General features: G+C 68.4%; 25 protein-coding genes and 2 tRNA genes. 10 read left to right on the forward strand and 17 right to left on the reverse strand.

The window, feature by feature from the left end; all coding sequences use genetic code 11:
- Positions 1-182 precede the first annotated feature (182 nt).
- The gene (locus tag J2X20_RS06815) at positions 183-1,640 is read left to right on the forward strand and encodes a glycine betaine ABC transporter substrate-binding protein (RefSeq protein ID WP_409034138.1); all 1,458 of its coding nucleotides are present in this window, start codon (positions 183-185) and stop codon (positions 1,638-1,640) included.
- Positions 1,637-2,455, forward strand: a complete 819-nt coding sequence (locus J2X20_RS06820; RefSeq protein WP_310262664.1) for a substrate-binding periplasmic protein — start codon at positions 1,637-1,639, stop codon at positions 2,453-2,455. The genes J2X20_RS06815 and J2X20_RS06820 overlap by 4 nt, the downstream gene beginning before the upstream one ends.
- A 12-nt stretch (positions 2,456-2,467) precedes the next feature.
- Here the strand turns inward: J2X20_RS06820 and J2X20_RS06825 are convergent, their stop codons facing one another.
- Entirely contained in the window at positions 2,468-3,481 is a 1,014-nt protein-coding gene (locus J2X20_RS06825; RefSeq protein WP_310262667.1) for an MBL fold metallo-hydrolase, read from the reverse strand.
- 109 nt (positions 3,482-3,590) lie between these two features.
- Here J2X20_RS06825 and J2X20_RS06830 point away from each other — a divergent pair, with 109 nt between their 5' ends.
- Positions 3,591-4,535: a LysR family transcriptional regulator gene (locus tag J2X20_RS06830; protein WP_310262669.1), complete on the forward strand. Its 945-nt coding sequence runs from the start codon at positions 3,591-3,593 to the stop codon at positions 4,533-4,535.
- Positions 4,536-4,618: 83 nt separating this feature from the next.
- On the forward strand, positions 4,619-5,407 hold the full coding sequence (locus J2X20_RS06835) for a glycoside hydrolase family 19 protein (protein WP_310262672.1): 789 nt from the start codon (positions 4,619-4,621) through the stop codon (positions 5,405-5,407).
- A 65-nt stretch (positions 5,408-5,472) separates the two neighbouring features.
- Here the strand turns inward: J2X20_RS06835 and J2X20_RS06840 are convergent.
- The 15 genes from J2X20_RS06840 to J2X20_RS06910 all read right to left on the reverse strand — a co-directional run bounded on the left by J2X20_RS06840 (position 5,473) and on the right by J2X20_RS06910 (position 17,068).
- Positions 5,473-5,548 (reverse strand) — tRNA-Lys (locus tag J2X20_RS06840).
- A gap of 74 nt (positions 5,549-5,622) precedes the next feature.
- A tRNA-Lys gene (locus J2X20_RS06845) sits at positions 5,623-5,698 on the reverse strand.
- 68 nt (positions 5,699-5,766) lie between these two features.
- Positions 5,767-6,546, reverse strand: a complete 780-nt coding sequence (locus J2X20_RS06850; RefSeq protein WP_310262679.1) for a tRNA threonylcarbamoyladenosine dehydratase — start codon at positions 6,544-6,546, stop codon at positions 5,767-5,769.
- Entirely contained in the window at positions 6,546-7,325 is a 780-nt protein-coding gene (ybgF, locus tag J2X20_RS06855; RefSeq protein ID WP_310262683.1) for a tol-pal system protein YbgF, read from the reverse strand. The genes J2X20_RS06850 and ybgF overlap by 1 nt, the downstream gene beginning before the upstream one ends.
- Before the next feature lie 5 nt (positions 7,326-7,330).
- The gene (gene pal, locus J2X20_RS06860; RefSeq protein WP_310262687.1) at positions 7,331-7,873 is read right to left on the reverse strand and encodes a peptidoglycan-associated lipoprotein Pal; all 543 of its coding nucleotides are present in this window, start codon (positions 7,871-7,873) and stop codon (positions 7,331-7,333) included.
- A 99-nt stretch (positions 7,874-7,972) separates the two neighbouring features.
- Positions 7,973-9,262 carry a Tol-Pal system beta propeller repeat protein TolB gene (tolB, locus tag J2X20_RS06865; RefSeq protein ID WP_310262690.1) on the reverse strand — a complete coding sequence of 430 codons (1,290 nt, stop codon included), beginning with the start codon at positions 9,260-9,262 and terminating at the stop codon, positions 7,973-7,975.
- A gap of 291 nt (positions 9,263-9,553) precedes the next feature.
- On the reverse strand, positions 9,554-11,047 hold the full coding sequence (gene rng / locus J2X20_RS06870; protein WP_310262691.1) for a ribonuclease G: 1,494 nt from the start codon (positions 11,045-11,047) through the stop codon (positions 9,554-9,556).
- 62 nt (positions 11,048-11,109) lie between these two features.
- Positions 11,110-11,724 carry a Maf family protein gene (locus tag J2X20_RS06875; RefSeq protein ID WP_310262694.1) on the reverse strand — a complete coding sequence of 205 codons (615 nt, stop codon included), beginning with the start codon at positions 11,722-11,724 and terminating at the stop codon, positions 11,110-11,112.
- 55 nt (positions 11,725-11,779) lie between these two features.
- Complete coding sequence (gene rlmH, locus J2X20_RS06880) at positions 11,780-12,247, reverse strand: 23S rRNA (pseudouridine(1915)-N(3))-methyltransferase RlmH (RefSeq protein WP_310262697.1); 468 nt, start codon at positions 12,245-12,247, stop codon at positions 11,780-11,782.
- A complete protein-coding gene (rsfS, locus tag J2X20_RS06885) occupies positions 12,247-12,927 on the reverse strand; it encodes a ribosome silencing factor (protein WP_310262700.1) in 681 nt (226 codons plus the stop codon). Before rsfS ends, rlmH begins: the two co-directional genes overlap by 1 nt.
- Before the next feature lie 2 nt (positions 12,928-12,929).
- Positions 12,930-13,520: a nicotinate-nucleotide adenylyltransferase gene (gene nadD, locus J2X20_RS06890; RefSeq protein ID WP_310262702.1), complete on the reverse strand. Its 591-nt coding sequence runs from the start codon at positions 13,518-13,520 to the stop codon at positions 12,930-12,932.
- The gene (gene hemF, locus J2X20_RS06895; RefSeq protein WP_310262704.1) at positions 13,511-14,446 is read right to left on the reverse strand and encodes an oxygen-dependent coproporphyrinogen oxidase; all 936 of its coding nucleotides are present in this window, start codon (positions 14,444-14,446) and stop codon (positions 13,511-13,513) included. Before hemF ends, nadD begins: the two co-directional genes overlap by 10 nt.
- A complete protein-coding gene (locus tag J2X20_RS06900) occupies positions 14,443-15,063 on the reverse strand; it encodes a 1-acyl-sn-glycerol-3-phosphate acyltransferase (RefSeq protein ID WP_310262707.1) in 621 nt (206 codons plus the stop codon). Before J2X20_RS06900 ends, hemF begins: the two co-directional genes overlap by 4 nt.
- Positions 15,060-16,346: a phosphoribosylamine--glycine ligase gene (purD, locus tag J2X20_RS06905; RefSeq protein ID WP_310262709.1), complete on the reverse strand. Its 1,287-nt coding sequence runs from the start codon at positions 16,344-16,346 to the stop codon at positions 15,060-15,062. Before purD ends, J2X20_RS06900 begins: the two co-directional genes overlap by 4 nt.
- A complete protein-coding gene (locus tag J2X20_RS06910; RefSeq protein ID WP_310262712.1) occupies positions 16,346-17,068 on the reverse strand; it encodes a YebC/PmpR family DNA-binding transcriptional regulator in 723 nt (240 codons plus the stop codon). The genes purD and J2X20_RS06910 overlap by 1 nt, the downstream gene beginning before the upstream one ends.
- A 269-nt stretch (positions 17,069-17,337) precedes the next feature.
- Here J2X20_RS06910 and J2X20_RS06915 point away from each other — a divergent pair, with 269 nt between their 5' ends.
- The 6 genes from J2X20_RS06915 (at position 17,338) to J2X20_RS06940 (ending at position 23,752) form a co-directional block, all read left to right on the forward strand.
- Positions 17,338-18,876, forward strand: coding sequence for a helicase HerA-like domain-containing protein (locus J2X20_RS06915; protein WP_310262714.1), 1,539 nt, complete (start codon positions 17,338-17,340; stop codon positions 18,874-18,876).
- Positions 18,877-18,957: 81 nt separating this feature from the next.
- On the forward strand, positions 18,958-20,022 hold the full coding sequence (locus J2X20_RS06920) for a sensor histidine kinase (RefSeq protein WP_310262717.1): 1,065 nt from the start codon (positions 18,958-18,960) through the stop codon (positions 20,020-20,022).
- Entirely contained in the window at positions 20,019-20,795 is a 777-nt protein-coding gene (locus J2X20_RS06925) for a LytR/AlgR family response regulator transcription factor (protein WP_310262719.1), read from the forward strand. Before J2X20_RS06920 ends, J2X20_RS06925 begins: the two co-directional genes overlap by 4 nt.
- A 51-nt stretch (positions 20,796-20,846) precedes the next feature.
- The gene (locus J2X20_RS06930) at positions 20,847-21,101 is read left to right on the forward strand and encodes a hypothetical protein (protein ID WP_310262722.1); all 255 of its coding nucleotides are present in this window, start codon (positions 20,847-20,849) and stop codon (positions 21,099-21,101) included.
- A gap of 9 nt (positions 21,102-21,110) precedes the next feature.
- Complete coding sequence (locus J2X20_RS06935; RefSeq protein WP_310262724.1) at positions 21,111-21,926, forward strand: hypothetical protein; 816 nt, start codon at positions 21,111-21,113, stop codon at positions 21,924-21,926.
- A gap of 56 nt (positions 21,927-21,982) precedes the next feature.
- Positions 21,983-23,752: a glutamine--tRNA ligase/YqeY domain fusion protein gene (locus J2X20_RS06940; RefSeq protein ID WP_310262727.1), complete on the forward strand. Its 1,770-nt coding sequence runs from the start codon at positions 21,983-21,985 to the stop codon at positions 23,750-23,752.
- Between the two features lie 15 nt (positions 23,753-23,767).
- On the opposite strand, the gene J2X20_RS06945 is transcribed toward J2X20_RS06940, so the two are convergent.
- Positions 23,768-24,532, reverse strand: a complete 765-nt coding sequence (locus J2X20_RS06945; RefSeq protein ID WP_310262731.1) for a substrate-binding periplasmic protein — start codon at positions 24,530-24,532, stop codon at positions 23,768-23,770.
- Positions 24,533-24,586: the final 54 nt, after the last annotated feature.

Genomic DNA, 24,586 nt, shown 5'->3' on the forward strand with positions numbered 1-24,586 from the left:
TCCTCTGAAAACAATGACTTCAAGTCTAGACAGGACGGCCCGCCGTTGCATTCGGACACCAAGGCGGCTGCGTGTAGGGCATGTCTGACATTGGGATGCAGGTCATGAGGCACCATGCGCCCATGAGAACAAGCCGGCAAGCCTTTTGGTGTTTGACCCTGCTAACGGCGTGGTTTGCCGGCGTGGCAAACGCCGCTCCCGCCCTGCAAGTGGGCTCCAAGCGCTTCACGGAAAGCTATCTGCTCGGCGAGATCGTCACCCAGACCCTGGCCGGCCAGGGCATCGCCGCCGAGCACCGCCAGGGCCTGGGCAACACCGCCATCCTGGCGGCGGCCCTGCAGCAGGGCCAGATCGACCTCTACCCCGAGTACACCGGCACCATCGTGCGCGAGCTGCTCAAGCGCGAGTCCGCCGCCGACGCCCAGGCGCCTCTGGACAGCATCAACGCCTGGCTGCAGCCGCTGGGGCTGAAGGCGGCCGTGCCGCTGGGCTTCAACAACAGCTATGCGCTGGCCCTGCGCGAAGCGGATGCAGCGCGGCTGGGCATCGCGACGATCTCGGACCTGGCTGCCAAGGCCCCGCTGCTCAAGCCCGGGCTGTCGCATGAATTCCTGGCCCGCGCCGACGGCTGGCCGGCCCTGCAGCGCGCCTACGGCCTGAAGCTGCAGCCCGGCTCGGGGCTGGACCATGGCCTGGCCTATCAGGCGCTGGCGAAGGGCCAGGTCGACCTCATCGACGTCTACACGACCGACGCCCAGCTGGCCCGCCAGCCCGTGCGCGTGCTGCACGACGACCGCGGCTTCTTCCCGCGCTATGACGCCGTGCTGCTGATGCGCGCCACGATCGACCCCGGGCCGCTGCTGGGCCTGAGCGGCCGTCTGCCCGAGGCCGAGATGACCCGCCTGAATGCCGCCGCCGAGCTGGACGGGCGCGCCTTTGCCGATGTTGCGAAAAGTTTTCTGCAATCCGCGCACGACGGCTCGACCCGCCAGGGCCTGCTGGCCCGGCTGCTGGCGCCGGATCTGCCGAAACTGCTGGCCCAGCATCTGGCCCTGGTGCTGGCTTCTCTCGCCCTGGCCGTCGTCGTGGCCGTGCCTCTGGGCGTCGCCGCCCACCGCCTGCCGCGCCTGGCTGGGCCGGTGATGGCGACGGCCGGCCTGCTGCAGACCCTGCCCTCGCTGGCCCTGCTGGCCTTCCTGATCGCCGTGGTCGGCCGCATCGGCTTCGCGCCGGCCCTGCTGGCCCTGTTCGTCTACGCGCTGCTGCCCATCGTGCGCAACACCCACGCGGGGCTGCAGGCCGTGTCCCGGGGGTTGACCGAGTCCGCCATGGCCCTGGGGCTGACACGCGGCCAGACGCTGCGCGCCGTCGAGCTGCCGCTGGCTCTGCCGACGCTGATGGCCGGCGTGAAGACAGCCGCCGTCACCAATGTCGGCACGGCCACCGTGGCGGCCTTCGTCGGTGCGGGCGGGCTGGGTGAGCGCATCGTCGCCGGCCTGGCCGTCAACGACAGCACGCTGATGCTGGCCGGCGCCCTGCCCGCCGCGGCCCTGGCCATCGCCGTGCAACTGCTGTTTGATGCGCTGGAACGCCGAGTCGCGCACAATGGGCCAAAACAGACTCGGGATCGAGGGGCATGAACGCAAGGGTGCGATCGGGCTTGCTGCTTTGGGGCTGGCTGGCGGCGGCAGCGGCCCAGGCCGATTGCACCCGCCCCCTCAATGTGCCCATGGCCTCGATAGGCCTGAGCGTCAGCTTCGAGGACGGCCAGGCCCAGGGCATCTACCCGACGATGCTGCGCGAGGTGGCCACCAGCACCCGCTGCCAGTTTGAAATGCACAAGGTGCCGCGGGCGCGGCTGCAAACCCTGTTCGACGCCGGCCAGGCGGACCTGCTGATCCCGGCCTCGACCACGCCGGCCCGTGATGCGGTGGGCGAATTCGTGCCCCTGATCCAGGTGCGCGCCAGCCTGCTGACGCTGGACAGCGACGCGCCCGTCCCCCGCTCCCTGGCCGAACTGCTGGCCCAGCCGGACTACAAGCTCGTCGTCGTGCGCGGCTTCTCCTTCGGGGCGGCCTATGACAGTGCCATCGCGACGCTGCGCCAGCGCCAGCGCCTCATCGAGGAGGCCGACGCCAGCGGTGTCGCCCGCGCACTGCGCCAGGGCCTGGCACGGGCCACCGTCATGACGGCCTCCATCCTGGTTGGGACCCTGGTCATCGAACCAGAACTGACGCCGCTGCTGAAGCGGCTGCGCATCGAACCGCTGGAGGAGCTGGGCTGGCATGCCAGCGGCCTCTATCTGTCGCGCCGCAGCCTCGGCGAGGCCGACCGGCGCACGCTGCGCCTGGCCCTGAGCCAGGCGGCGCGCAGCGGGCGGCTCTGGCAGCTCTTCAACGAGGCCCACCCGCCGGGCAGCCTGGGCGTCAGCATCCGGCCGCTGCCGACGCCCTAGGGGGTCAGGCTTTCAGCGCAGCTGGCTGCTGTAGTCCAGCGGCAGCCATTGCCAGCCCTTGCCGGCCTGGCGCAGGCGGCCCACGCCGGGGAAGCTGAAGTGGGTGATCGCGACCAGGCTGCCCTCCTTGGCCAGCTCAGCAAAGACGCGGGCGCGGGTCTTGGCGGCCTGCGGCTCGTCCGCGTCGAAGGCGATGGTGACCTCGGGCGAGGCCAATTGCACCGAGGCGACGTGGATGAGGTCGCCGATCAGCACCAGGCGCTGGCCCTGGCTCTCGACCGCATAGACCGCATGACCGGCCGTATGGCCATGGGCCTGCAGGGCGCGGATGCCGGGCACGATCTCGCCATCCCGCTCGAAGGGGGCGAAGCGGCCGGCCTGCACATAGGGCGTCAGCGATGCCATGGCGCCCTGGAAGAAGCCCTTGACCTCCTTGGGCGCGGCGTCGGCCTTGGCCGGGGACAGCCAGTAGTCGGCATCGGCCTTGTCGGCATGCACGGTGGCGTTGGCAAAGACGCGCTGGCCGTCGGCCGCGAGGCCGCCGACGTGGTCGGGGTGCATATGGGTGATGAGGATGTCGTCGACCTGCTCGGGCTGGTAGCCGGCGGCACGGATCTGCGTGACGAGCTTGCCCAGGGTCGGGCCGAACAGCGTGCCGGCGCCGGCGTCGACCAGGACGAGGCGGCTGCCGGTGTTGATCAGCCAGGCATTGACCGAGGTCTCCAGCGGGGTCTGCTGGAAGTTCTGCTTGAGCCCCTGGGCGACACGGCCGGCCGGGGCGTGCAGGATCTGGTCGACGGCCAGGCCGACGGTGCCGTCGCTCAGCGACGTGACCTCGAAGCTGCCCACCATCAGGCGATACCAGCCGGGGGCCTGAGTCTTGAACTGGGGCGCCGCGGCCTGGGCAGGCGCCGGCAGCGTGGCGGCAGCCAGGCCGGACAAGGCCAGGGCCGCCGCGACCGCCAGGCGGCCGAGGGTGACGGGGCGGCGACGGGAAGGAGTCGGGAACGGGGCGGTGGAGTTCATGGTCGGCTTTCTTTGAGTGGTTTGGCGAACGAGGCGCATTGTTTTGCTTTGCGTTTCTCGGAACAATCACGCAAAACGCAAACTGCACTTGCGAATCACGCAAAGCTCCATGATCGAATCCTTCGAGACCTTCCTGGCCGTTGCCGCTGCCGGCAGCTTTTCCGAGGTGGCGCGCCGCCAGGACGTTGCCGTGTCGTCGGTGACCCGCAAGATCGACGCGCTGGAAGCCGAACTCGGCTCCAAGCTCTTCCACCGCAGCCCGCGTCGCCTGGCTCTTACCGACGCCGGCGAGCAGTTCCTGCCGCGCGCCCGCCTCATCCTGGGCGAACTGGCCGGCGCCAAGGAAGCGCTCAACGCCGGCGACGCCGAGCCGCGCGGCCTGCTGACGGTGACGGCGCCCACGGTCTTCGGGCGCCGCCATGTTGTCGGCGCCCTGGCCAGCTTCCTGCGCCGCTATCCGGACATCGAGGTTGACCTGCACCTCATCGACCAGATCGTCGACCTGTCCGAACAGCGCATGGACGTGGCCATCCGCATCGGCCTGCTGCCCGACAGCGACCTGCGCGCCACGACGCTGGCCCAGGTGCGCCTGGTCACCTGCGCCAGCCCGGCCTATCTGGCGCGCAAGGGCCGGCCGCACAGCCCCGAGGACCTGCTGCAGCACGACTGCATCACCGTGGCCTCGCCGCCGGCGCCGGGCTTCGTCTGGCGCTATGCCGGCGTGAATCGCAACCAGCCGCTGCCGGTGCGCGGCAGCTTCAGGACCGATGACAAGGACGGCATGCTGCAGGCCGCGCTGCAGGGCCTGGGTGTGCTGCACATCGCGACCTGGGTGGTCTGCGACCAGCTGCGCTCGGGTGAACTCGTCGCCCTCTTCCCCGACGAAGCCGGCGCGCCGTCCTCGCCCGGCATGCCTGGCATCCACGCCGTGCGCCTGCCAGGCCGCAGTCACGCGACCAAGGCGAGGCTCTTCATCGACCATCTGCGCGCCGAGATCGGCGACACGCCGTGGTGGGACCGCATGCTGCAGCAAGACCGCGGCGTGCCGGCCTGAGGGGCGTCCTCCTGCCGATTGGGGATTCACGCTGCGCGACAAGCGCCTAAGGTGGCGGCTGTTCTTCCTCGAGGAGGCTTGCCATGTGCATTGCCAAGAGCGTCGGGCTGGGTGCCCGCAACGACGTCGCCGATGTCCGCATCGTCCAGGTGCTGCTCAATATGAACAGCGAGGCCTGGAGCGGAGCGGCGATGAAGCAGTTGGGGGTGGACGGGCAGATCGGCCCCAACACCATCGATGCGATCCGCGCCTTCGAGACCCAGGCCATGGGGCTGTCGGAATCCGACGGCCTGGTGACCCCCGGTGACGCCACGATGGCGCGGCTACTGGCCGGCCTGCCGCCCGGAGCGACGAAGGAAAAGCTCGGCATCGTCATGCCGCGGGCCATGCCAAAGCGCATCGATCTCTACTTCGAGCCCCTGGTGAAGGGCATGACCCGCTATGGCATCGACACGCCGCGCCAGATCGCCCATTTCATCGCCCAGCTCGCCCATGAATCGGGCTCGCTGCTCTATTCGGAAGAGCTGGCCAGCGGCAGCGCCTATGAGGGCCGCACCGACCTGGGCAACAGCCAGCCCGGCGATGGCGTGCGCTTCAAGGGTCGCGGCCTCATCCAGCTCACCGGCCGCAACAACTACCAGCAGTACAGCAAGTTCACCGGCGTCGACTACGTCAGCGACCCCACCAAGGTGGCGCTGGACCCCTTCGCCTGCGTGGACGTGGCCTGCTGGTTCTGGAAGGACCGCAACATCGGCCCGCTGGCCGAAGCCGATGATGCCAAGGCCGTCACCAAGCGCATCAATGGCGGCTACAACGGCCTGGATGATCGTCTCGAGCATCTGGCCCGGGCCAAGGCGCTGCTGGGCCTCTGACGGCAAACCGCGCAGGCAAGAAAAAAGGACCTGCCTCGCGGCAAGTCCTTGTTTCGCTCGAAATTTGGTGGGCCCTGAAGGATTCGAACCTTCGACCAACGGATTAAGAGTCCGCTGCTCTACCAACTGAGCTAAGAGCCCTGATTCAACTCGGCGAGTGCCTTGCTGAGCCAATTATTATAGCGTGGATTCTTTCGAATCACCGCCAGAAATTCTGGTGGGACGTGCAGGATTCGAACCTGCGACCAACGGATTAAAAGTCCGCTGCTCTACCGACTGAGCTAACGTCCCTCGTCAAGCAGAGCCCGCCATTATAGGCAGATTTTTGCGAGCGCGGCAATACTTTTTGATGTGCGTGATCAAGACCTGACCCGGGCCAGATGCAGGCGCTGCAATTCGGCCGCGGCGCACAGGCCGAAGGTCGCCGTGACGGTGACGCTGGAGCCATAGCCGTGGCAGTTCAGGCTGCCATCCACATCACAAGCTTCGCCCTCTTCCTGCTGCGGCAGATGCACCGGCTCGCGCGAATAGACGCAGGCCACATCCATCCTGCCCGTGCGCGGTGCGCCGTGCTGCTTGCGCAGGCGCTGGCGCAGCGAAGCGAGCAGCGGGTCATGCGTCGTCGCGCTGAGGTCGTCGAGTTGCACGCGATGCGGCTCGCGCTTGCCGCCCGCGGCACCCACGGTCACGAAAGGCAGGCCCTGCTCGCGCGCCCAGGCCGCAAGCGTGGCCTTGGCGCGCACTTGATCGCAGCAGTCGATGAGGCCGTCGAACTCGGCATCATCGATCAGCGCCGGCCAGTTCTCAGGCTCGACGAATTCCTCGATGACGCGCACGGCGCAGCCGGGATGGATGTCGGCGATGCGGGCCTTCAGCGCCTCGGCCTTGGCCATGCCGACGGTCGAGCCCAGGGCCTGGATCTGGCGATTGATGTTGGATTCGGAGACCTGGTCCAGGTCGATCAGCGTCAGCGCGGCAACCCCGCTGCGCGCCAGGGCCTCGACGGCCCAGGAACCGACACCTCCCAGGCCCACGACCGCGAAACGCGCGGTGCGCAGGCGCTGGTAAGCGGCGTCGCCGTGCAGGCGACGCAGGCCGCCGAAGCGGCGCTCCAGATCAGCCTCGAGCTGATCCGTCATCACTTCAAGGCGTGCAGGCGTTCCTTGCCCGCTTGCGCGGCCTCGGTGCCGGGATAGGCCTTGATGAGGTCTTCGAGGCTGCGACGCGCGCCCTTGTTGTCCTTCAGCTCGATCTGGCAGTTGGCCAGGGCGAGCAGGGCTTCGCCGGCGCGCGGATGGTCAGCATTGCCGGCGATGAAGGTCTTGAAGGTGGCAATGGCGTCCTTGTAGTCGCGCTTGCCGTACTGGGCGTTGCCGAGCCAGAAGCGCACCGAGTCGGTGTAGCCGCTGGCGGGGTAGCGCTTCAGGAAGGCGTTCAGCGCGGCCACGGCCTCGGCGAAGTCGCCGCGGCGCACGAGGCCGATGGCGGCTTCGTACTGGTTGCGCTCGTCCGGGCTGACCTGGAACTCGCGGCCATCGAGGCTGACCTTCTGCGGCTCCAGGGGCTTGAAGCGGGCTTCGACGGACTGCGACTGGTCGGTCAGCTTGCGCTGCGTGTCGGCCAGGTCACGAGCAAGTTGCTCGTTGGCGCCGCGCAGCTTGGCGATCTCGGCACGCAGCGCCTCGATCTGGCCGTTCAGGTCCAGCATGCTGCGGCGCAGCGGCTGGATCTGATCCTGGATCAAGGCATTGATCTGCTCGTCGCGCCGCTTGGCGGCATCCTCGTTGGCCTGGACCTTGGCACGCAGGTCGAGGATGGCCTTGCGGGCTTCGTCATCCTCGAACAGGCCGGCACGGGCCGGCTGCATGAAGGCCGCGCCCACGGCGAGCGCCATGAGCGACAGTCGCAGCACTCGCATCACTATCACTTGTCCTTCAGTTCGACGCGGCGGTTCTTGGCCCAGGCTTCTTCGCCGCTGCCTTGCACGGCCGGACGCTCCTTGCCGAAGCTGACGGCTTCGACCTGGTTGCCACCGGCACCCAGCAGCGTCAGCGACTTGGCCACGGCCTCGGCGCGGCGCTGGCCCAGGGCCAGGTTGTACTCGCGGCCGCCACGCTCGTCGGTGTGGCCTTCCAGCATCAGGGCGGCCTGGGGACGGGCCTTCAGGCGCTTGGCATGCAGGTCGACCACAGGGCGGTACTCTTCCTTGACGACGTCGCTGTCGAAGTCGAAGTAGACGACGCGCTTGCCGCTGGCATTGACCTCGCGGGTGTACTGCTCGAACAGGTCCACCGTCGGCACATTGGTCTGAGCCGGCTCGGCAGGCCTTTGCGCCTGGGGAGGCTGGGCAGGTTGGCGCGTCTCGACCGGCACATCCTTGGGCTCGTCCAGCTTGACGGCAGAGCTGCAGCCGGCCAGGGCAGCGGCAGCAGCAATCAGGGTGAGCACATACAGGGTCGGTTTCATTCGAAGGGTCTCCACAACAGACGGGGGGCGGGGGGATGGGGGCTCGGCACCATCAGCGGCGCGGGCGCTGCATTGTCCAACATGGTGCGGGTTGTCAAGTTACTGGCGTGTAAATGGACCCCAAGTGGGTTCGCGAACCTCTACCAAAGTGACGAGCAGCGGCGTCTTCATCTTGCCGTCCAGCGTCGTCGTCATCAGCACTTCCTTGCCGCCGGCGCGGGTGGCATAGACGATGAGCTTGCCGTTGGGCGCAAAGGCCGGGCTCTCGTCGTCGCTGCTCTCGCTGATCTGCTGGGACTGGCCGGTGCCGAGGTCCATCACCGTCAGGCGGAAGGCGCCGTTCAGGCGCGTGATGTAGGCCAGCGTGCGGCCGTCGGGGCTGACGGCCGGGCTGATGTTGTAGCTGCCGCTGAAGGTCACGCGCTCGGCGCTGCCGCCCGCAGCGGGCATGCGGTAGATCTGCGGGCCGCCGCCGCGGTCGCTGACGAAGTAGATCTTGCTGCCGTCGGGCGAGTAGCAGGCCTCGGTGTCGATGGAGCCGCTCTGCGTCAGGCGGCGCAGGCCCGAGCCGTCACGGTTGATGACGAAAAGCTGGGTGCCGCCCTCGCGCGACAGGCTGAGCACCAGCTGCGAGCCGTCGGGCGACCAGGCCGGCGCGCTGTTGGTGCCCTTGAAATCGGCCAGCACGCGGCGGCCGCCGGTCAGCACGTCCTGGATGCGCACCGTGGCCTTGCGGCTCTCGAAGCTCACATAGGCCAGCTCGCGGCCATTGGGTGCCCAGGCCGGCGAGATGATGGGCTCGGGGCTGGTCAAGGCGACCTTGGCGCCCTCGCCGTCGGCATCGGCGACGACCAGGCTGTAGCGCGGGCCGGCCTTGGTCACATAGGCCATGCGCGTGGCGAACACGCCCTTGTCGCCCAGCAGCTTTTCGTAGATGGTGTCGGCGATGCGATGGGCCGCCAGGCGGGCATCGTCGGGATGAACGGCCTGGGCCTGGCCGACGAGTTCGGTCCCCTTGGCCACGTCCCACAGCTTGAAGCGGATGTCCAGCCGCCCATCGGCCAGGCGGGTGACGGAGCCGGCGACCAGGGCGTCGGCCTGGCGGGCCTTCCACTCGGCCCAGGCGGGGCTGCTGGTCTCGCTCAGGCCCGGCGGCGCGTCGACGCTGCGGAACAGGCCGCTGCGCTCCAGGTCGGCCCGCACGATGGCGGCGATGGGCTGGGTCGAGGCCTTGGCGTCGTCGCGGAAGTCGACGATGGCCATGGGGTAGCGCGAACCGCCATAGCCGGCGATGTCGATGCGGACCTGGGCGAGTGCGGGGCCGACGCCCAGCGCGGCGAGGGCCGCAAGGCTGCGGCGGCGGGAGACGGTTGCAAGGGATGCGAGCATGGCGCGCGATTTTGCCGCAGCCGCGCCAGTTGTAACGTCGGACAAGACCGCGTCGCCTTCACACGGTTTTGCAGCGCGGGAAAGCGCCGGGCCGCTCCCAAGCTGGCCCGCGGGCGATGTGCACGGGGCTCCATGCCACGTGCATCGCCGTCCCCGCGGGGGCTGAAGCCGGACCCATGGCGCCCAGTGGGCGGCATGTGCCTGCTGAAGAGCTGCGGCGTCTGCCGCAGCGCGGTCTGCAAGACCGATTGGACTCGCCCGCGTTCAGCGCGGCGAGGCCAGGCGAGGGGCTCACAACAAGACGATGTCGTAATGCTCGGTCTGGTTGGTCGGCTCGGCGGTCAACGAGATGGGCTTGCCAATGAAGTCGGACAGGCCGGCCAGATGGGCGCTCTCCTCGTCCAGCATCATCTCCACCACATTGGCGGCGGCCACGACGCGGAACTCCCTGGGCGAGAACTGGCGCGCCTCGCGCAGGATCTCGCGCAGGATGTCGTAGCAGACCGAGCGCGCCGTCTTGACCTGGCCGCGGCCTTCGCAGGTCGGGCAGGGCTCGCAGAGCATGCGGGCCAGCGATTCGCGGGTGCGCTTCCTCGTCATCTCCACCAGGCCAAGCTGGGTGAAGCCGCCGACGGTGACCTTGGTGCGGTCGCGCCCCAGCTGCTTGCGGAACTCGGCCAGCACGGCCGTCTTGTGCTCCTCGCGCGTCATGTCGATGAAGTCGACGATGATGATGCCGCCAAGATTCCTCAGCCTGAGCTGGCGGGCTATTGCGCCCGCCGCTTCGAGGTTGGTCTTGAAGATGGTGTCGTCAAAGTTCTTGGCGCCGACGAAGCCGCCGGTGTTGACGTCGATGGTCGTCATCGCCTCGGTCTGGTCGAAGACCAGCGAGCCGCCCGACTTCAGCTCCACCTTGCGCGCCAGGGCCCGGGCGATCTCGGCGTCGACATTGCACAGGTCAAAGATGGGCCGCTCGCCGCGGTAATGCTCGAGCTTGGCCGTGGCCGCCGGCATGAAGGTCTCGCCGAAGGCGCGCAGCACGTCGTATTGCATCTTGGAGTCGATGCGGATGGAGCCCGTGCGCTCGCTCGTCAGGTCGCGCAGCACGCGCTCCACCAGGCTCAGGTCCTGGTGCAGCAGGCTGGCCGGCGGCGTCGTCAACGCCTTCTCGCGGATCTGTTGCCAGGTCTTGCGCAGATAGGCGATGTCGGCGCCAAGCTCCTCGTCCGACGCATCTTCCGCATTCGTGCGCAGGATGAAGCCGCCGCCACCGCCCTGCTCCTTGGTGCCGACCAGCGCGACCATGCGGGCACGCAGGGCTTCACGCGCCTCCGGCGAGCCGATCTTCTGGCTGATGCCGATGTGTTCATCCTGTGGCAGATAGACCAGCATGCGCCCGGCGATGCTGATCTGGCTGGACAGGCGCGCACCCTTGGTGCCGATGGGATCCTTGATCACCTGCACGGTCAGCGGCTGGCCCTCGAAGACGAGGCGCTCGATGGGCGTCGGCGGCACTTCCACGCCATGGGCGTTCTGATGCCGGCCATGGCCGAACTGCGAGGCGCTGTGCAGGTCGGCCACGTGCAGGAAAGCGGCGCGCTCCAGGCCGATGTCGATGAAGGCCGATTGCATGCCGGGCAGCACGCGCACGACCTTGCCGAGGTAGACGTTGCCGACGAGGCCCCGCTCCAAAGTGCGCTCGATGTGCAGTTCCTGCACGGCGCCGTTCTCGACCACGGCCACTCGCGTCTCCTGCGGTGACCAGTTGATCAGGATGTCTTCCATCTCTCATCCTTGAATGCTGATGCTTGCCGCCGGCCGGAGCGGCATGCATCAAAACTCAAGCGTCAGAACTCAAAGCCGAATTTGTCCAACAGCTGGGCTGTCTCAAAGAGGGGCAACCCCATGATGCCCGAGTAGCTGCCGGCAATCTTCACGATCCAGGCAGCTGCCTGGCTCTGGATGGCGTAGGCGCCCGCCTTGCCGAAGGGCTCGCGGCTGGCGACGTAGCGCTCGATCTGCGCAGCAGACAGCTGCGCGAACTCGACTTCGGACACGTTCAGCGTCGCCACTCGTCGCGTCGCGTCAGCGACCGCCACCGCCGTGATGACGCGGTGGCTGCGGCCCGACATCAGCCCCAGCATGCGCGTCGCATCGGCTTCGTCCGCCGGCTTGCCGAGTATGAGGCCATCGATGGCCACCGTCGTGTCGGCGCACAGGATGGGCGCCGGCGGCAGGTCACGCGCGGCCAGGCGCATCAAGGCGGCATCGAGCTTGGCAGCGGTGACGCGGGCGCAATAGGTCTCCGGCACCTCGTCGGCCTGCACGGCCTCGAGCGCCTCGGCATCCTCGTCCGCACCGGGCAGCAACAGCTCGTGCTTCACACCGATCTGCTCCAGCAGCTGGCGGCGGCGCGGACTCTGCGAAGCGAGGTAGACGAAACCGGCGCCGGGCCGCCCCAAGCCGGTTGCGCCCCCTCGGGGGGCCGACGACAAAGTCGTCTCGGGGGTTGTCAATTTATTCACGGTGGTAGGGATGCCCCGTCGTGACGGTCCAGGCGCGATACAGGCCTTCGGCGAGCAGCACGCGGGCGAAGGCGTGCGGCAGGGTCAGGTCGGACAGGCGCAGGGTTTCGTCGGCCGTGGCCTTGAGGTCGGGATGCAGGCCATCGGGGCCGCCGATGATGAGGGCCGCATCGCGCCCCTCGCCCATCCAGAGCTTGAGCCTCTCGGCCAGTTGCACCGAGGTGCGGCGCTCGCCGCGCTCGTCCAGGATGATGCGGCGCACACCTTTGGGCAAGGCGGCCTCGATGCGCGCCGCTTCGGCCGCCATCAGCTGCTCGGCCGTCTTGCTGCCGCGCGTCTCGGCTTTGACGGCCTTCAGCTCCAGCCTGAGCTCGGGCGGGAAGCGCTTGGCGAAGTCCTCGTAGGCCGTGTCGGCCCAGGCCGGCTGGCGCTGGCCCACGGCGACAAGCAGCAGGCGCATCAGCCCTTTTTGCTGGCTGCCTTCTTGGCCGGCGCCTTCTTGGCGACGACCTTCTTGGCGACCGTCTTGGCGGGTGCGGCCTTCCTGGCAGGGCTCTTCACAGCAGCGGCCTTCTTGGCGGGCGCTGCTGCCTTCTTGGCTGCCGGCTTGGCCGCGCCGACCTTGATGGTCTTGGCGGCAGGCGTCTTGCTGCCAACGACGCGGCTGACGCCCTTCTTTGCGGGCGCCGCCTTCTTGGCCGCCGGGGCCTTCTTGGCCGGCGCTGCCTTCTTTGCAGGAGCCGCCTTCTTGGCCGGCGCCGGCTCTTCCGAGGCCTTCACCAGCTTGGTCTCGCCGCTGGCCACCTTGAGCTTGATGGGCTTGTCGCCCCAGATTTCCTCGAGGTGGTAGTAGTCGCGGATGGCGGGCTGCATCACGTGCACGACGGCGGCGCCGCAGTCCACGATGATCCATTCGCCGTTGTCCTCGCCCTCGGTGCGCATGACCTGCATGCCGCGGCCCTTGACCGTTTCTCGCACGCTGGACGCGAGGGCCTTGGTCTGACGGTTGCTCGTGCCCGAGGCGATGATGACGCGCTCGAACAGCGGCGACAGATGCTCGGTGTTGAACACGACGATGTTCTGGGCCTTCACGTCTTCGAGACCATCGACGATGGCGCGTTGCAGCTTGCGGATGTCCATTCTTACTTCTTCTCGTAGAGGCGGTGCGAGGCAATATAGCTCGCCACCTCGGCGCCCACCATGGGGCTGATGTCCTCGCCGCGCGCGACGGCGTCGCGAACGGCGGTGGACGAAAGGGGTATTTCGGGCAGGGCCAGCACCTGCAGGCGGTGGGGCGGCAGGCCCGGCGGCGTGATGACGGCCTCGCCGGCACGCGGCACGACGACCAGGGTGGCCAGGGCCGTCACGGTCTCGACCTGATACCAGGTCGGCAGCCGCGCATACTGGTCCTGCCCGATCAAGAACATCAGCTCGACGCCCGGGTTCTGGCCCGCGAACTCGCGCAGCGTGTCGGCCGTGAAGCTGGGGCCGCGGCGGTGCAGTTCGCGATCATCGAGGACGAAACGCGGCTCCCCGGCGATCAGGCGCCGGATCATGCCCGAGCGATGCACAGCGGCCGCCATGATCTGGTCGGGCTTCTGCCACTGCCGGCCCGCGGGCAGCCAGACCAGGCGGTCCGGCGCCAGCGCCTCCAGCGCGAAGCGGGCGAAAGCCAGATGACCGAGATGGGGCGGGTCGAAACTGCCGCCGAAGATGGCGAGCTTCACAGCCATAGCGCGGTCGGGGTTTCGTCGGCCCAGTCGCGCGGGCGCAGGAAGTCGCTGTACAGCCGCGCCTCGGGCGTGTCCGGCTCGGGCGACCAGTCGTAGCGCCACTTCACTTGCGGCGGCATCGACATCAGGATGGATTCGGTGCGGCCGCCGGACTGCAGGCCGAACAGCGTGCCGCGGTCCCACACCAGGTTGAACTCGACATAGCGGCCGCGGCGATAGGCCTGGAAGTCGCGCTCGCGCTCGCCGTAGGCATAGCCCTGGCGGCGCTCGAGGATGGGCAGATAGGCCTGCAGGAAGGCATCACCGACGGAGCGGATCAACGCAAAGCCTGCATCGAACCCACCCTCGGCGAAATCATCGAAGAAGATGCCGCCGACGCCGCGTGGCTCGCTGCGGTGCTTCAGGAAGAAGTAGTCGTCGCACCAGGTCTTGAACTTCGGATACAGCTCGCCGCCATGGGGCGCGAGAGCATCGCGGCAGGTGCGATGGAAGTGCTGGGCATCGCGCTCGTAGCCGTAATAGGGCGTCAGGTCCATGCCGCCGCCGAACCAGGTCACGGCAGGCAGCCCGGGCGGCAGGGCGATGAAGGCGCGCACATTCATGTGCACCGTCGGCACGAAGGGGTTGTGCGGATGCAGCACCAGCGACACGCCCATGGCCTCGAAAGGCGCGCCGGCCAGGTCGGGGCGGTGCTGGGTGGCCGAGGGCGGCAGCACGCGGCCCTTCACATGCGAGAAGTTGACGCCGCCGCGCTCGAACACCGAACCACCCTCGATGAGGCGAGACAGGCCGTCGCCCTCGAGCCGGCCGCCGGGCTCGCGCGTCCAGCCGTCGCTGAGGAAGGCATTGCCATCGGCCGCTTCCAGCGCGGTGACGATGCGCTGCTGCAGTTCGAGCAGATAGTCGCGGACGGCTTGCGTGTTCATGAGCGCGGGCGGATGGGGCTGGCCAGCTCGGGGCGCTTGCCCACACGCTGGCCGAGATAGTCGGCGAAAGCGGCGAAATCGGTGTCGACGTTACCGGTCAACTGCACGAAACGGGTCAGGGACACGGTCCGGGTCTGGAAGTCAAAGTAACAAAGGCCGACCGGCACACCGGCCTGCACGGCCACTTGGTAGGCGCCGGTGCGCCAGCCGGCGGCGAGCGAGCGCGTGCCTTCGGGCGCCACGGCCAGCCAGAAGCGTTCGCCGCGCAGGGCCGCCTCGCGCATCTGCCTCACGGTGTCGCCGACGATGCCGTGGCGGCTGCTGCGGTCTACCGCCACGCCGCCGACCCAGCGCACCCAGCGGCCCAGCAGCGGCACCCTGAACAGGCTGTCCTTGCCCCAGAAGCGCAGCTGCAGGCCCAGGGCCCATTTGGCGAGGATGCCAACGACGAAGTCCCAGTTGGAGGTGTGCGGATAGACCAGGATGACGCCCTGCTGCGCCGGCAGGCCGGGCGACTCCACTCGCCAGCCGAACAGGCGCAGCACCGCCCGCGCCAGACGGCTCTGGTGGCCGTGGGGATGCAGCGGCCCGGTCAGGACGGCGGGAGCCTGGCTCAACGCTTGATGGCCCGATGGCCGATGTCGGAGCGGTACTGGCGACCGGCGAACTGGATGCCCGAGGCCGTGTCGTAGGCACGCTGGGCCGCCGTGCGCACCGACTCGCCCAGGGCCGTCACGCACAGCACGCGGCCGCCGCTGGTCACCAACTGGCCGTCGGCCATGGCCGTGCCGGCGTGGAAGACCATGGCCTCGTCCTCGTCGTCGGGCAGGCCGGTGATGGCGTCGCCCTTGCGCGGATTGAGCGGATAGCCCTCGGCGGCGAGCACGACGCCCAGCGCCACGCGGCGGTCCCATTGCAGCTCGACCTGGTCCAGCGTGCCGTCGGTGGCGTGCATCATCAGCTCGAAGAGATCGCTCTTGAGCCGCATCATGATGGGCTGGGTCTCGGGGTCGCCCATGCGGGTGTTGAACTCGACGGTGCGCGGCTGGCCGTGGTCGTCGATCATCAGGCCGGCATACAGGAAGCCGGTGAAGGGATGGCCGTCCTTGGCCATGCCGGCGATGGTCGGCTGGATGATCTCGTGCATGACCTTGGCATGCACATTGGGCGTGACAACGGGCGCGGGCGAGTAGGCACCCATGCCGCCGGTGTTGGGGCCGGCATCGCCGTCCAGCAGGCGCTTGTGGTCCTGGCTGGTGGCCAGGGACACCACATGCTTGCCGTCGCAGACGACGATGAAGCTGGCCTCCTCGCCGGCGAGGAAGTCCTCGATGACGACACGCGCGCCGCCGGCGTTGTGGGTCACGCCCAGCTTGTTGTCTTCGAGGATCCAGGTGATGGCCTCATGGGCCTCTTCCAGCGTCATCGCGACGACGACGCCCTTGCCCGCCGCCAGGCCGTCGGCCTTGATGACGATGGGGGCGCCACGGCCGTCCACATAGGCGTGGGCAGCGGCCGGGTCGGAGAAGGTCTCGTAGGCCGCGGTCGGGATGCCGTGGCGCTTCATGAAGTCCTTGGCAAAGGCCTTGGAACTCTCGAGCTGGGCGGCCGCCTTGGTGGGGCCGAAGATGCGCAGGCCACGCGCGCGGAACTCGTCGACGACGCCGGCCGCCAGGGCCGCCTCGGGGCCGACGACGGTCAGCGTGATCTTCTGCTCGACGGCGAAGTCGGCCAGGGCCTTCACATCGGTCATGCCGATGGGCACGGTCTCCAGGCGCTCGTCGCGCGCCGTGCCGCCGTTGCCGGGGGCCACATAGACCTGGCTGACGCGCTCGCCCTGGGCCAGCTTCCAGGCCAGCGCGTGTTCGCGGCCACCATTGCCAATGACAAGGACTCGCATCAGTTCAGCTCGGCGTTGTGATAGACGGCTTGCGTATCGTCCAGGTCTTCGATGACATCCAGCAGCTTCTGCATGCGCTCGGCGTCCTCGCCGCTCAGCTCGATGGTGTTCTCGGCGCGCATCGTCACCTCGGCCAGCTCGGGGGTGAGGCCGGCGGCCTCCAGCGCGGCCTTGACGACTTCGTAGTCGGCGGGCGCAGTCAGCACCTCGATGGCGCCGTCTTCACCGGTGATGACGTCCTCGGCGCCGGCGTCCAGGGCCACTTCCATGACCTTGTCTTCCGAGGTACCGGGCGCAAACAGCAACTGACCGCAATGCTTGAACTGGAAGGCCACCGAGCCGTCCGTGCCCATGTTGCCGCCGTATTTGCTGAAGGCGTGGCGCACCTCGGCCACGGTGCGGACACGGTTGTCCGTCATCGTGTCGATCATGATGGCCGCACCCCCGATGCCATAGCCCTCGTAGCGGATTTCCTCATAGGTCAGGCCATCGATGTTGCCGCTGGCCTTGTCGATGTTGTACTTGATGCGGTCAGCCGGCATGTTGGCCGCCTTGGCCTTGTCGACAGCCAGGCGCAGGCGCGGGTTGTCCTTGATGTCCGGGCCACCCTGGCGGGCCGCCACCGTGATTTCACGAATGATGCGCGTCCAGATCTTGCCGCGCTTCTCGTCCTGGCGGCCTTTGCGATGTTGGATATTGGCCCATTTGGAATGTCCTGCCATGTTCGGGAGCCCTGACGCTGTGCGGTTCTGAGAAAACCGGCATTTTACGAAGCCTCACAGACAGGTCTGCTGAGGGCGGTGCCGGGAGGCCGGCCGGCAAGGCATGGCGACACCATTGCGGGCAGCAGGCTGGATGTTCTTCTCCATCTTGCTCTCCCTGTCTGCGTCGGATTCTGAAGGCGGCGGCCGGCCCGCGCCGCCTCGATCAAGGGGGTGGACAGCCGGCCCGCAATAGACTCCGACCCAAGACTTTCCAAGGACCCGTTGACATGGCCGATCCCATCCTGCTTGCCCGCAACAAGGACACCGAGTGCCTGCTGCTGCCGGCACTGGCCAACCGCCATGGCCTCATCACCGGCGCCACCGGCACCGGCAAGACCATCAGCCTGCAAAAGCTCGCCGAGAGCTTCTCCCGCCTGGGAGTCCCCGTCTTCATGGCCGATGTGAAGGGCGACCTGACGGGCATCAGCCAGACCGGCAACCCGAGCGACAAGCTGCTGGGCGTGCTGAAGGACCGTGGCCTGGAGGCGCCCGAGAAACTGGCCTGCCCCACCACGCTGTGGGACGTGTTCGGCGAGCAGGGCCACCCGGTGCGCGCCACCGTCTCCGACATGGGGCCGCTGCTGCTGTCCCGCATGCTGGCCCTGAACGAGACCCAGGCCGGCGTGCTGCAGATGGTGTTCAAGATCGCCGACGACCACGGCCTGCTGCTGCTGGACCTGAAGGACCTGCGCGCCATGCTGCAGCATGTGGGCGACAACGCGAGTCAGTTCACCACGCAGTACGGCAATGTCTCGGCCGCCAGCGTTGGCGCCATCCAGCGCGGCCTGCTGCAGATCGAAGCCCAGGGCGGCGACAAGTTCTTCGGCGAGCCCATGCTCAACATCGCCGACTTCATGCAGACCGAAGGCGGTCTCGGCGTCATCAACGTGTTGGCCGCCGACAAGCTGATGAACGCGCCACGGCTGTACGCGACCTTCCTGCTGTGGATGCTGTCCGAGCTGTTCGAGACCCTGCCCGAGGTGGGGGACCTGGAGAGACCGAAGCTGGTGTTCTTCTTCGACGAGGCCCATCTGCTGTTCAAGGACGCGCCCGACGCGCTGGTGGAGCGCATCGAGCTGGTCGTGCGCCTGGTGCGCTCCAAGGGCGTGGGCGTCTATTTCGTGACCCAGAACCCGCTGGACATCCCCGACGCCGTGCTGGGCCAGTTGGGCAACCGCGTCCAGCACGCGCTGCGCGCCTTCACGCCGCGCGACCAGAAGGCCGTCAAGAGCGCGGCCGACACCATGCGCGCCAAGCCGGGGCTGGACATCGCCACTGCCATCACCGAGCTGGCCGTCGGCGAGGCCCTCGTCAGCCTGCTGGATGACCACGGCCGCCCCAGCATCACCGAGCGCGTCTTCGTGCTGCCGCCCGGCAGCCAGATCGGCCCCATCACAGCCCAGCAGCGCCAGGCCCTGGTGGCCAACTCCCTGGTCGCCGGCGTCTACGAGAAGCAGCTGGACCGCGAGTCCGCCTACGAGAAGCTCAGCGGCAAAGCCGCGGCAGCGCCCTCGAGCGGTGGCGTCGCGGCTGGCCCGGCGCCCCAGGGCGGCGCCGCTGCACCGGCACCCGCCGGCGGCGGCATGATGGACAGCCTCAAGGACGTGCTGTTCGGCACCACCGGCCCGCGCGGCGCCCACCATGCCGGCCTGGCCGAGACGGCGGCCAAGTCGGCCGTGCGCAGCATCGGCTCGGCCGTCGGCCGGGAGATCATCCGCGGCGTGCTGGGCAGCATCCTGGGCGGCGGTGGCAGCCGTCGGCGCTGACGCGGGCGCCATTCGCGCCAGCACAGCCCTACTCGTCGCGTGTTGCTGGCGCCATGGGGCCGGCGACGCGATGCTGGCGCCATGACGCTCCCTGATTCCCGACACAGCTGGTGGACGCATCTCGGCGGCACCGCGCTGATCTGCGTCGTCGTCGGCCTGCTGAACTATCTGATGCAGGGCGGCAGCTTCGGCATTGCGATGCTGTATTCCTTTGCCGTCGGTACGCAGATCTCGCTCTACATCCAGTTGCTGATGACGGGCGTCACCCGGGCGCTGCGGCTCCAGCGCGGTGACCTGCCCGAGTTGCGCCACGGCTGGATAGGCTGGGGCTGGGTGGCGCCCTGCGTGCTGCTGGGAGCCCTCGCCGGCTATGCCGGCGGCCTGTGGCTGGGCGACCTGATCAGCGGCCGCCACGCCGTGCGGCCCTGGAACATGCCCCAGGGCCGCGCCGCGTTGTCGGTAGGCTTCGTGCTGCTGGTGTCGGTGCTGGGCACGTTTTTCTTCTTCGTGCTGTTCCGGCTGAATGCGCTGCGGCTGGAACAAGCCCAGGCGCTGCGCCAGGCCGCCGAGGCGCGCCTCACGCTGCTGCAAAGCCAGCTCGAACCGCACATGCTGTTCAACACCCTGGCCCATCTGCGCGTGCTGATCAAGCTCAGGCCCGACGAGGCCCAGCGCATGCTGGACCGCCTCATCGACTATCTGCGCGCCACCCTGCAGGCCAGCCGCGCCACCGAGCACCCGCTCGCCGACGAGTTCGAGCGCCTGTCGGACTACCTCGCGCTGATGCAGCTGCGCATGGGCGAGCGCCTACGCGTGAAGCTGGAGCTGCCGGCCGACCTCGCCGGCATCGCCATCCCACCGCTGCTGCTGCAGCCGCTGGTGGAGAACGCCATCAAGCATGGGCTGGAGCCGCATGTGGACGGCGGCGAGCTGCGCGTGACGGCGGCTCGCGATGGCAAGCAGTTGGTGCTGGAAGTGGCCGACAGCGGCGCCGGGCTGGTTCAAGCAACGGACCTGCCTGGCACGGGATTCGGCCTCTCTCAGGTGCGAGAGCGTCTCGCCCAGCGCTATGGCAACGCAGCGAGCTTTGAACTCAGGCCTCAACCCGGCGGCGGCAGTGTCGCCCGCATCGAGATCCCGTCATGACCACTGCACTGATCGCCGAAGACGAACCCCTGCTCGCCGAGAACCTGCGCGCCGAGCTGGCCACCGCCTGGCCGGCGCTGGACATCGTCGCCCAGGCCGGCAGCGGCACGGCCGCCGTCGAGCTGGCGCTGCAGCATCGCCCTCAGGTCTGCTTTCTCGACATCCGCATGCCCGGCATGACGGGGCTGGAGGCCGCCCAGGCCATCAGCGAGGACTGGCCCGAAGACGTCGGCGCCCTGCCCCTGTTCGTCTTCGTGACCGCCTATGACCAGTACGCGCTGCAGGCCTTCGAGGCTGCGGCCGCCGACTATCTGCTCAAGCCGGTCACGTCCGAGCGCCTGGCCCAGAGCGTGGCGCGGCTGCAGGCCCGCCTGGCCCAGCCCACCGCGGGCGACGCGACCCTGGCCGCGCTGCGCCAGTTGCTGACCCAGGCGAGCGCGCCGGCGCCACGGCTGCGCCATCTACAGGCGGCCGTTGGCGACGCCATCGAGCTGGTGCCCATGGACGACATCGTCTACCTGGAGGCCGCCGACAAATACGTGCGCGCCGTGACGGCCCAGCGCGACTACTGGGTGCGGGTGTCGCTGCGCGAACTCGTCCCGCAGCTCGACCCCGAGCGCTTCTGGCAGGTGCACCGCTCCACCGTCGTCCACATCGACGCCGTCGCCCGCGCGCTGCGCCAGGAGAACGGCACCGTGCTGCTGGAGCTGCGCCAAAGACCCGAGAAGCTGACCGTCAGCCGCGTGCACGCAATTCGTTTCAAGGCCCTGTAGCCGCGCGATAGCGGACCGGCGACGAAAACCGTATAAACGGTTTTCATCGTTATGAGCCCACACCGCAAACCCGCCCCCGTCGAGCGCGCCAAGCTCGTGCGCGACGGCTTCACCATGCCGGAGGCCGACTACGCCTTGCTGAAGGCGCTGAAGGACCGGCTCCACGAGGTCAAGCGCGAGGCCAAGAAAAGCGAGTTGCTGCGCGCCGGCCTGCAGGCACTCGCCCTGCTGGACGCCAAGGACCTGGCGGCAGCGTTGGACCGCCTGGCGCCGGTGAAAACGGGGCGACCGCGGAAGGCGGAATAAGGAGACGCCATGACCGACGCGACCTATTGGTGGCATCTGCTCTGCGCCATCGCCGGCCTCAACCTAATCGCCTGGACGGCCTCGACCGCCTGGCTGCACCGCAACCGCCCCGACGGCACGACCTGGCCCCACCAGCGCCTGCAATTGCTGCTGTCGGCCCTGTACGTGCTGGGCTGCGGTTACCGCTGCTTCCTGCCGGTCTTTGACGTGCCGCGCGTCGTCATGGTCGATTCCTGGGCCTCCAGCGTCCTCGTCGGACGCAGCGTCGCCACCATCGCCGAGCTGAGCTTTGCTGCCCAATGGGCCCTGCTGCTGCGCGGCGGCGCGCTGACCACGGGCCACCGCTTCGGCCTGCACGTGGCCCACGCCATCGTGCCGCTGATCGCGATTGCCGAGATCAACTCCTGGTATGCGGTGCTGACGACGCGCAATATCGGCCATGTCGTCGAGGAGACGCTGTGGGGCACGGCTGCCCTGCTCAGCGTGCTGGCCCTGCTGGCCATGTGGCCCCGGGCGAGCGCCCGCGGCCGGCGCTGGCTGGCCTTGGCCATCGCCGCGGGCGGCCTGTATGCCGCCTATATGTTCGCCGTCGACGTCCCCATGTACTGGGCTCGCTGGGTGGCCGACGAGGCCGCCGGCCGGACCTACGCGACGCTGGCAGCCGGCGTGGCGGACGCGTCCAGCCGCTGGACCGTCTCGCACGACTGGGCGCATTGGCGCAGCGAGGTGGTCTGGATGACGCTGTACTTCAGCGTTGCGGTCTGGATCAGCATCGGCCTGGCCCATGTGCGCCTGCCGCTGAGGGCCCAGCCGCCCCGTCCTTAGAATCGTCGCCATCGCGGGCCTGAGAAAGCGGCCCGCTTCCGTTTCCTGAGTCGACGATGAGCCAAAACTCCCCTGCGCCCGCCCCGGCGAGCAATTTCCTGCGCCAGCGCATCGAGAACGACCTCGAAGCGGGCACCTTCAGCGGCCGCCGTTTTGCCGGCACGCCGGGCGACGCCGCCCACCACGCCGCCGGCCCGCTGGACGAGGCGCGCATCCGCACCCGCTTCCCGCCCGAGCCCAACGGCTATCTGCACATCGGCCACGCCAAGAGCATCTGCCTGAATTTCGGCCTGGCGCGCGACTTCGGCGGCGCCTGCCATCTGCGCTTCGACGACACCAACCCCGAGAAGGAGGAGCTGGAGTACGTCAACGCCATCAAGGAAATGGTGCAGTGGCTGGGCTGGAGCTGGGGCGACAACCTGTTCGAGGCCAGCAGCTATTTCGACTTCATGTACGCGGCCGCGGAAGCCCTGGTCAACGCCGGCCACGCCTATGTGGACGAGCAGAGCGCCGAGGACATGCGCGCCAACCGTGGCGACTTCGGCAAGCCGGGCGTCAACAGCCCCTTCCGCGATCGCACGCCGGCCGAGAACCTGGCCCGACTGCGCGAGATGCGCGACGGCCAGCATGCCGACGGTGCCATGGTCTTGCGCGCCAAGATCGACATGGCCTCGCCCAACATCAACCTGCGCGACCCGACGCTGTACCGCATCAAGCATGCGGAACACCATGCCACCGGCGACAAATGGTGCATCTACCCGATGTACACCTTCGCCCACCCCATCGAGGACGCGCTGGAGCGCATCACCCACAGCATCTGCACGCTGGAGTTCGAAGACCAGCGGCCCTTCTACGACTGGCTGCTGGCGCATCTGGCCGATCTCGGCATGCTGGCCCGCCCGCTGCCGCAACAGGTCGAGTTCGGCCGCCTCAACCTGAACTACGTCGTCACCAGCAAGCGCAAGCTGCGCCAGCTGGTCGAGGAGAACCACGTCAACGGCTGGGACGACCCGCGCATGCCCACACTGGTGGGCCTGCGCCGCCGCGGCTTCACGCCGGCCAGCCTGCGCGCCATGGTCGAGGCCACCGGCGCCAGCAAGCAGAACGCCTGGATCGACGACACCGTCCTCGACCAGGCCCTGCGCGCCGACCTCGAGCCGCAGGCCCCGCGCGCCTTTGCGGTGCTGCAGCCACTCAAGCTCAAGCTGACCAACTACGCCGAGGTCTTCGGCAGCGCCGAGCACCGCGAGCCCTGCGAGACGGCCGCCCACCCTCACAAGCCTGAGCTGGGCCTGCGTCAGTTCTCGCTCGGCCCGGAGCTGTGGATCGAGGCCGAGGACTACATGGAAGTGCCGCCCAAGGGCTATTTCCGCCTCTTCCCGGGCAACAAGGTGCGCCTGAAGGCCGGCTACATCATCGAGTGCACCGGCGCCGAAAAGGACGCCGAAGGCAACGTGACCGCCGCGCTGGCCACCGTCATCCCCGACACCAAGAGTGGCACGCCGGGCGCGGACGCCGTCAAGGTCAAGGGCACCATCGGCTGGGTGGGTGCCCACGAGGCGGTGCAGGCCGAGGTGCGCCTGTACGAGCGCCTGTTCGCCGAGGCCCAGCCCGACGCCGGCGGCCGCGACTTCATCGAGTTCCTGAATCCGAACTCGCTGCGCATCGTGCAGGCCTTCGTCGAGCCCTCGCTCGCAAACGCGCCTTCAGATGCGCGCTGGCAGTTCGAGCGCCATGGCTATTTCGTCACTGACCGCGTCGACCACCGCGCGGAAAAGCCGGTGTTCAACAAGATCACCGGGCTGAAGGACAGCTTCAGTCGCTGATCGAGGGCGCCGGCCTCAGGCCGGCATGCGGTCGTCGCCAAATTCCAGCAGCGCCCGCTGGTAGAGCCGGGCGATGCTGCCGTCGCGCTGCAGGGACTCGACAGCCTTCGTCAATCGATCGATCAACTCGGGCGTGGCGCTGCGCCGGGACAGATGCAACCAGAAGGTCTGGCGCTCCACGAGCAAAGGGCGCGCAAATTCTTCCATGCGCAGCCCCAGTCCACGTGCTGCGCCAAACAGCCCGAGGTTGCTACCGTAGGCGGCGTCCACGCGCCTGCCCATCAGCATCTGGATGGAATGCTCGTTGTTGTTCACCGCCTGCACGCGCAGCCCGGCCAGGCTGACCAGCTCTTCAGGCATCGGAAAACTGCGTGGCACGGCCAGCGACAGGTGCGCCAGATCCTCCAACCGACGCAGCGGGGCGTCGCGGCGGCTCACCACCACCGTCGGCAGGGTCAGCACCGGCGCCACCTGCTGTGCGACGGCCTTGAGTTCGTCATTGGAGAAACGCAGCACCACGTCAGACACGCCATCCTGCAGGCTGAGCACCGTGCGGGCATAAGGCACCACGCGGTTGCGCACTGCAAGACCCGCGCGCTGGGCAATCAGGTTGCCAATGTCGTACATCAAACCGCCCGGCCCCGGGGGCCCGGCGCGGCCGAATGGCTCGGACTGGATGGTCTCGATGCGCAGCACGAACTCTTCGGCCGCAAGCAGCGGCCCTGCCGGCAACCCGAATGACAGGCCTGCCACGCACACCGCGCGCCGGCGCACGGCCATCCAGCGCTGGGGCTGGTCTCCCGATGATTTGTACATGCAGGCATTGAACCAAGG

Origin of the sequence: Roseateles saccharophilus, from assembly GCF_031458095.1 — a bacterium.
Lineage (GTDB): Bacteria > Pseudomonadota > Gammaproteobacteria > Burkholderiales > Burkholderiaceae_C > Pelomonas > Pelomonas saccharophila_A.

Bases quoted from the DNA above. Each gene is read 5' to 3' on its own strand.
- J2X20_RS06935 (WP_310262724.1), top strand. From the start codon at position 21,111: ATGACCGACGCGACCTATTGGTGGCATCTGCTCTGCGCCATCGCCGGC.
- J2X20_RS06920 (WP_310262717.1), top strand. From the start codon at position 18,958: ATGACGCTCCCTGATTCCCGACACAGCTGGTGGACGCATCTCGGCGGC.
- rng (WP_310262691.1), bottom strand. From the start codon at position 11,047: ATGGAAGACATCCTGATCAACTGGTCACCGCAGGAGACGCGAGTGGCC.
- J2X20_RS06940 (WP_310262727.1), top strand. From the start codon at position 21,983: ATGAGCCAAAACTCCCCTGCGCCCGCCCCGGCGAGCAATTTCCTGCGC.
- J2X20_RS06820 (WP_310262664.1), top strand. From the start codon at position 1,637: ATGAACGCAAGGGTGCGATCGGGCTTGCTGCTTTGGGGCTGGCTGGCG.
- J2X20_RS06930 (WP_310262722.1), top strand. From the start codon at position 20,847: ATGAGCCCACACCGCAAACCCGCCCCCGTCGAGCGCGCCAAGCTCGTG.
- rlmH (WP_310262697.1), bottom strand. From the start codon at position 12,247: ATGCGCCTGCTGCTTGTCGCCGTGGGCCAGCGCCAGCCGGCCTGGGCC.
- purD (WP_310262709.1), bottom strand. From the start codon at position 16,346: ATGCGAGTCCTTGTCATTGGCAATGGTGGCCGCGAACACGCGCTGGCC.
- ybgF (WP_310262683.1), bottom strand. From the start codon at position 7,325: ATGCGAGTGCTGCGACTGTCGCTCATGGCGCTCGCCGTGGGCGCGGCC.
- J2X20_RS06850 (WP_310262679.1), bottom strand. From the start codon at position 6,546: ATGACGGATCAGCTCGAGGCTGATCTGGAGCGCCGCTTCGGCGGCCTG.
- rsfS (WP_310262700.1), bottom strand. From the start codon at position 12,927: ATGGACATCCGCAAGCTGCAACGCGCCATCGTCGATGGTCTCGAAGAC.
- J2X20_RS06925 (WP_310262719.1), top strand. From the start codon at position 20,019: ATGACCACTGCACTGATCGCCGAAGACGAACCCCTGCTCGCCGAGAAC.
- J2X20_RS06835 (WP_310262672.1), top strand. From the start codon at position 4,619: ATGTGCATTGCCAAGAGCGTCGGGCTGGGTGCCCGCAACGACGTCGCC.
- nadD (WP_310262702.1), bottom strand. From the start codon at position 13,520: ATGGCTGTGAAGCTCGCCATCTTCGGCGGCAGTTTCGACCCGCCCCAT.
- J2X20_RS06825 (WP_310262667.1), bottom strand. From the start codon at position 3,481: ATGAACTCCACCGCCCCGTTCCCGACTCCTTCCCGTCGCCGCCCCGTC.
- J2X20_RS06945 (WP_310262731.1), bottom strand. From the start codon at position 24,532: ATGGCCGTGCGCCGGCGCGCGGTGTGCGTGGCAGGCCTGTCATTCGGG.
- J2X20_RS06915 (WP_310262714.1), top strand. From the start codon at position 17,338: ATGGCCGATCCCATCCTGCTTGCCCGCAACAAGGACACCGAGTGCCTG.
- J2X20_RS06910 (WP_310262712.1), bottom strand. From the start codon at position 17,068: ATGGCAGGACATTCCAAATGGGCCAATATCCAACATCGCAAAGGCCGC.
- tolB (WP_310262690.1), bottom strand. From the start codon at position 9,262: ATGCTCGCATCCCTTGCAACCGTCTCCCGCCGCCGCAGCCTTGCGGCC.
- pal (WP_310262687.1), bottom strand. From the start codon at position 7,873: ATGAAACCGACCCTGTATGTGCTCACCCTGATTGCTGCTGCCGCTGCC.
- J2X20_RS06830 (WP_310262669.1), top strand. From the start codon at position 3,591: ATGATCGAATCCTTCGAGACCTTCCTGGCCGTTGCCGCTGCCGGCAGC.
- hemF (WP_310262704.1), bottom strand. From the start codon at position 14,446: ATGAACACGCAAGCCGTCCGCGACTATCTGCTCGAACTGCAGCAGCGC.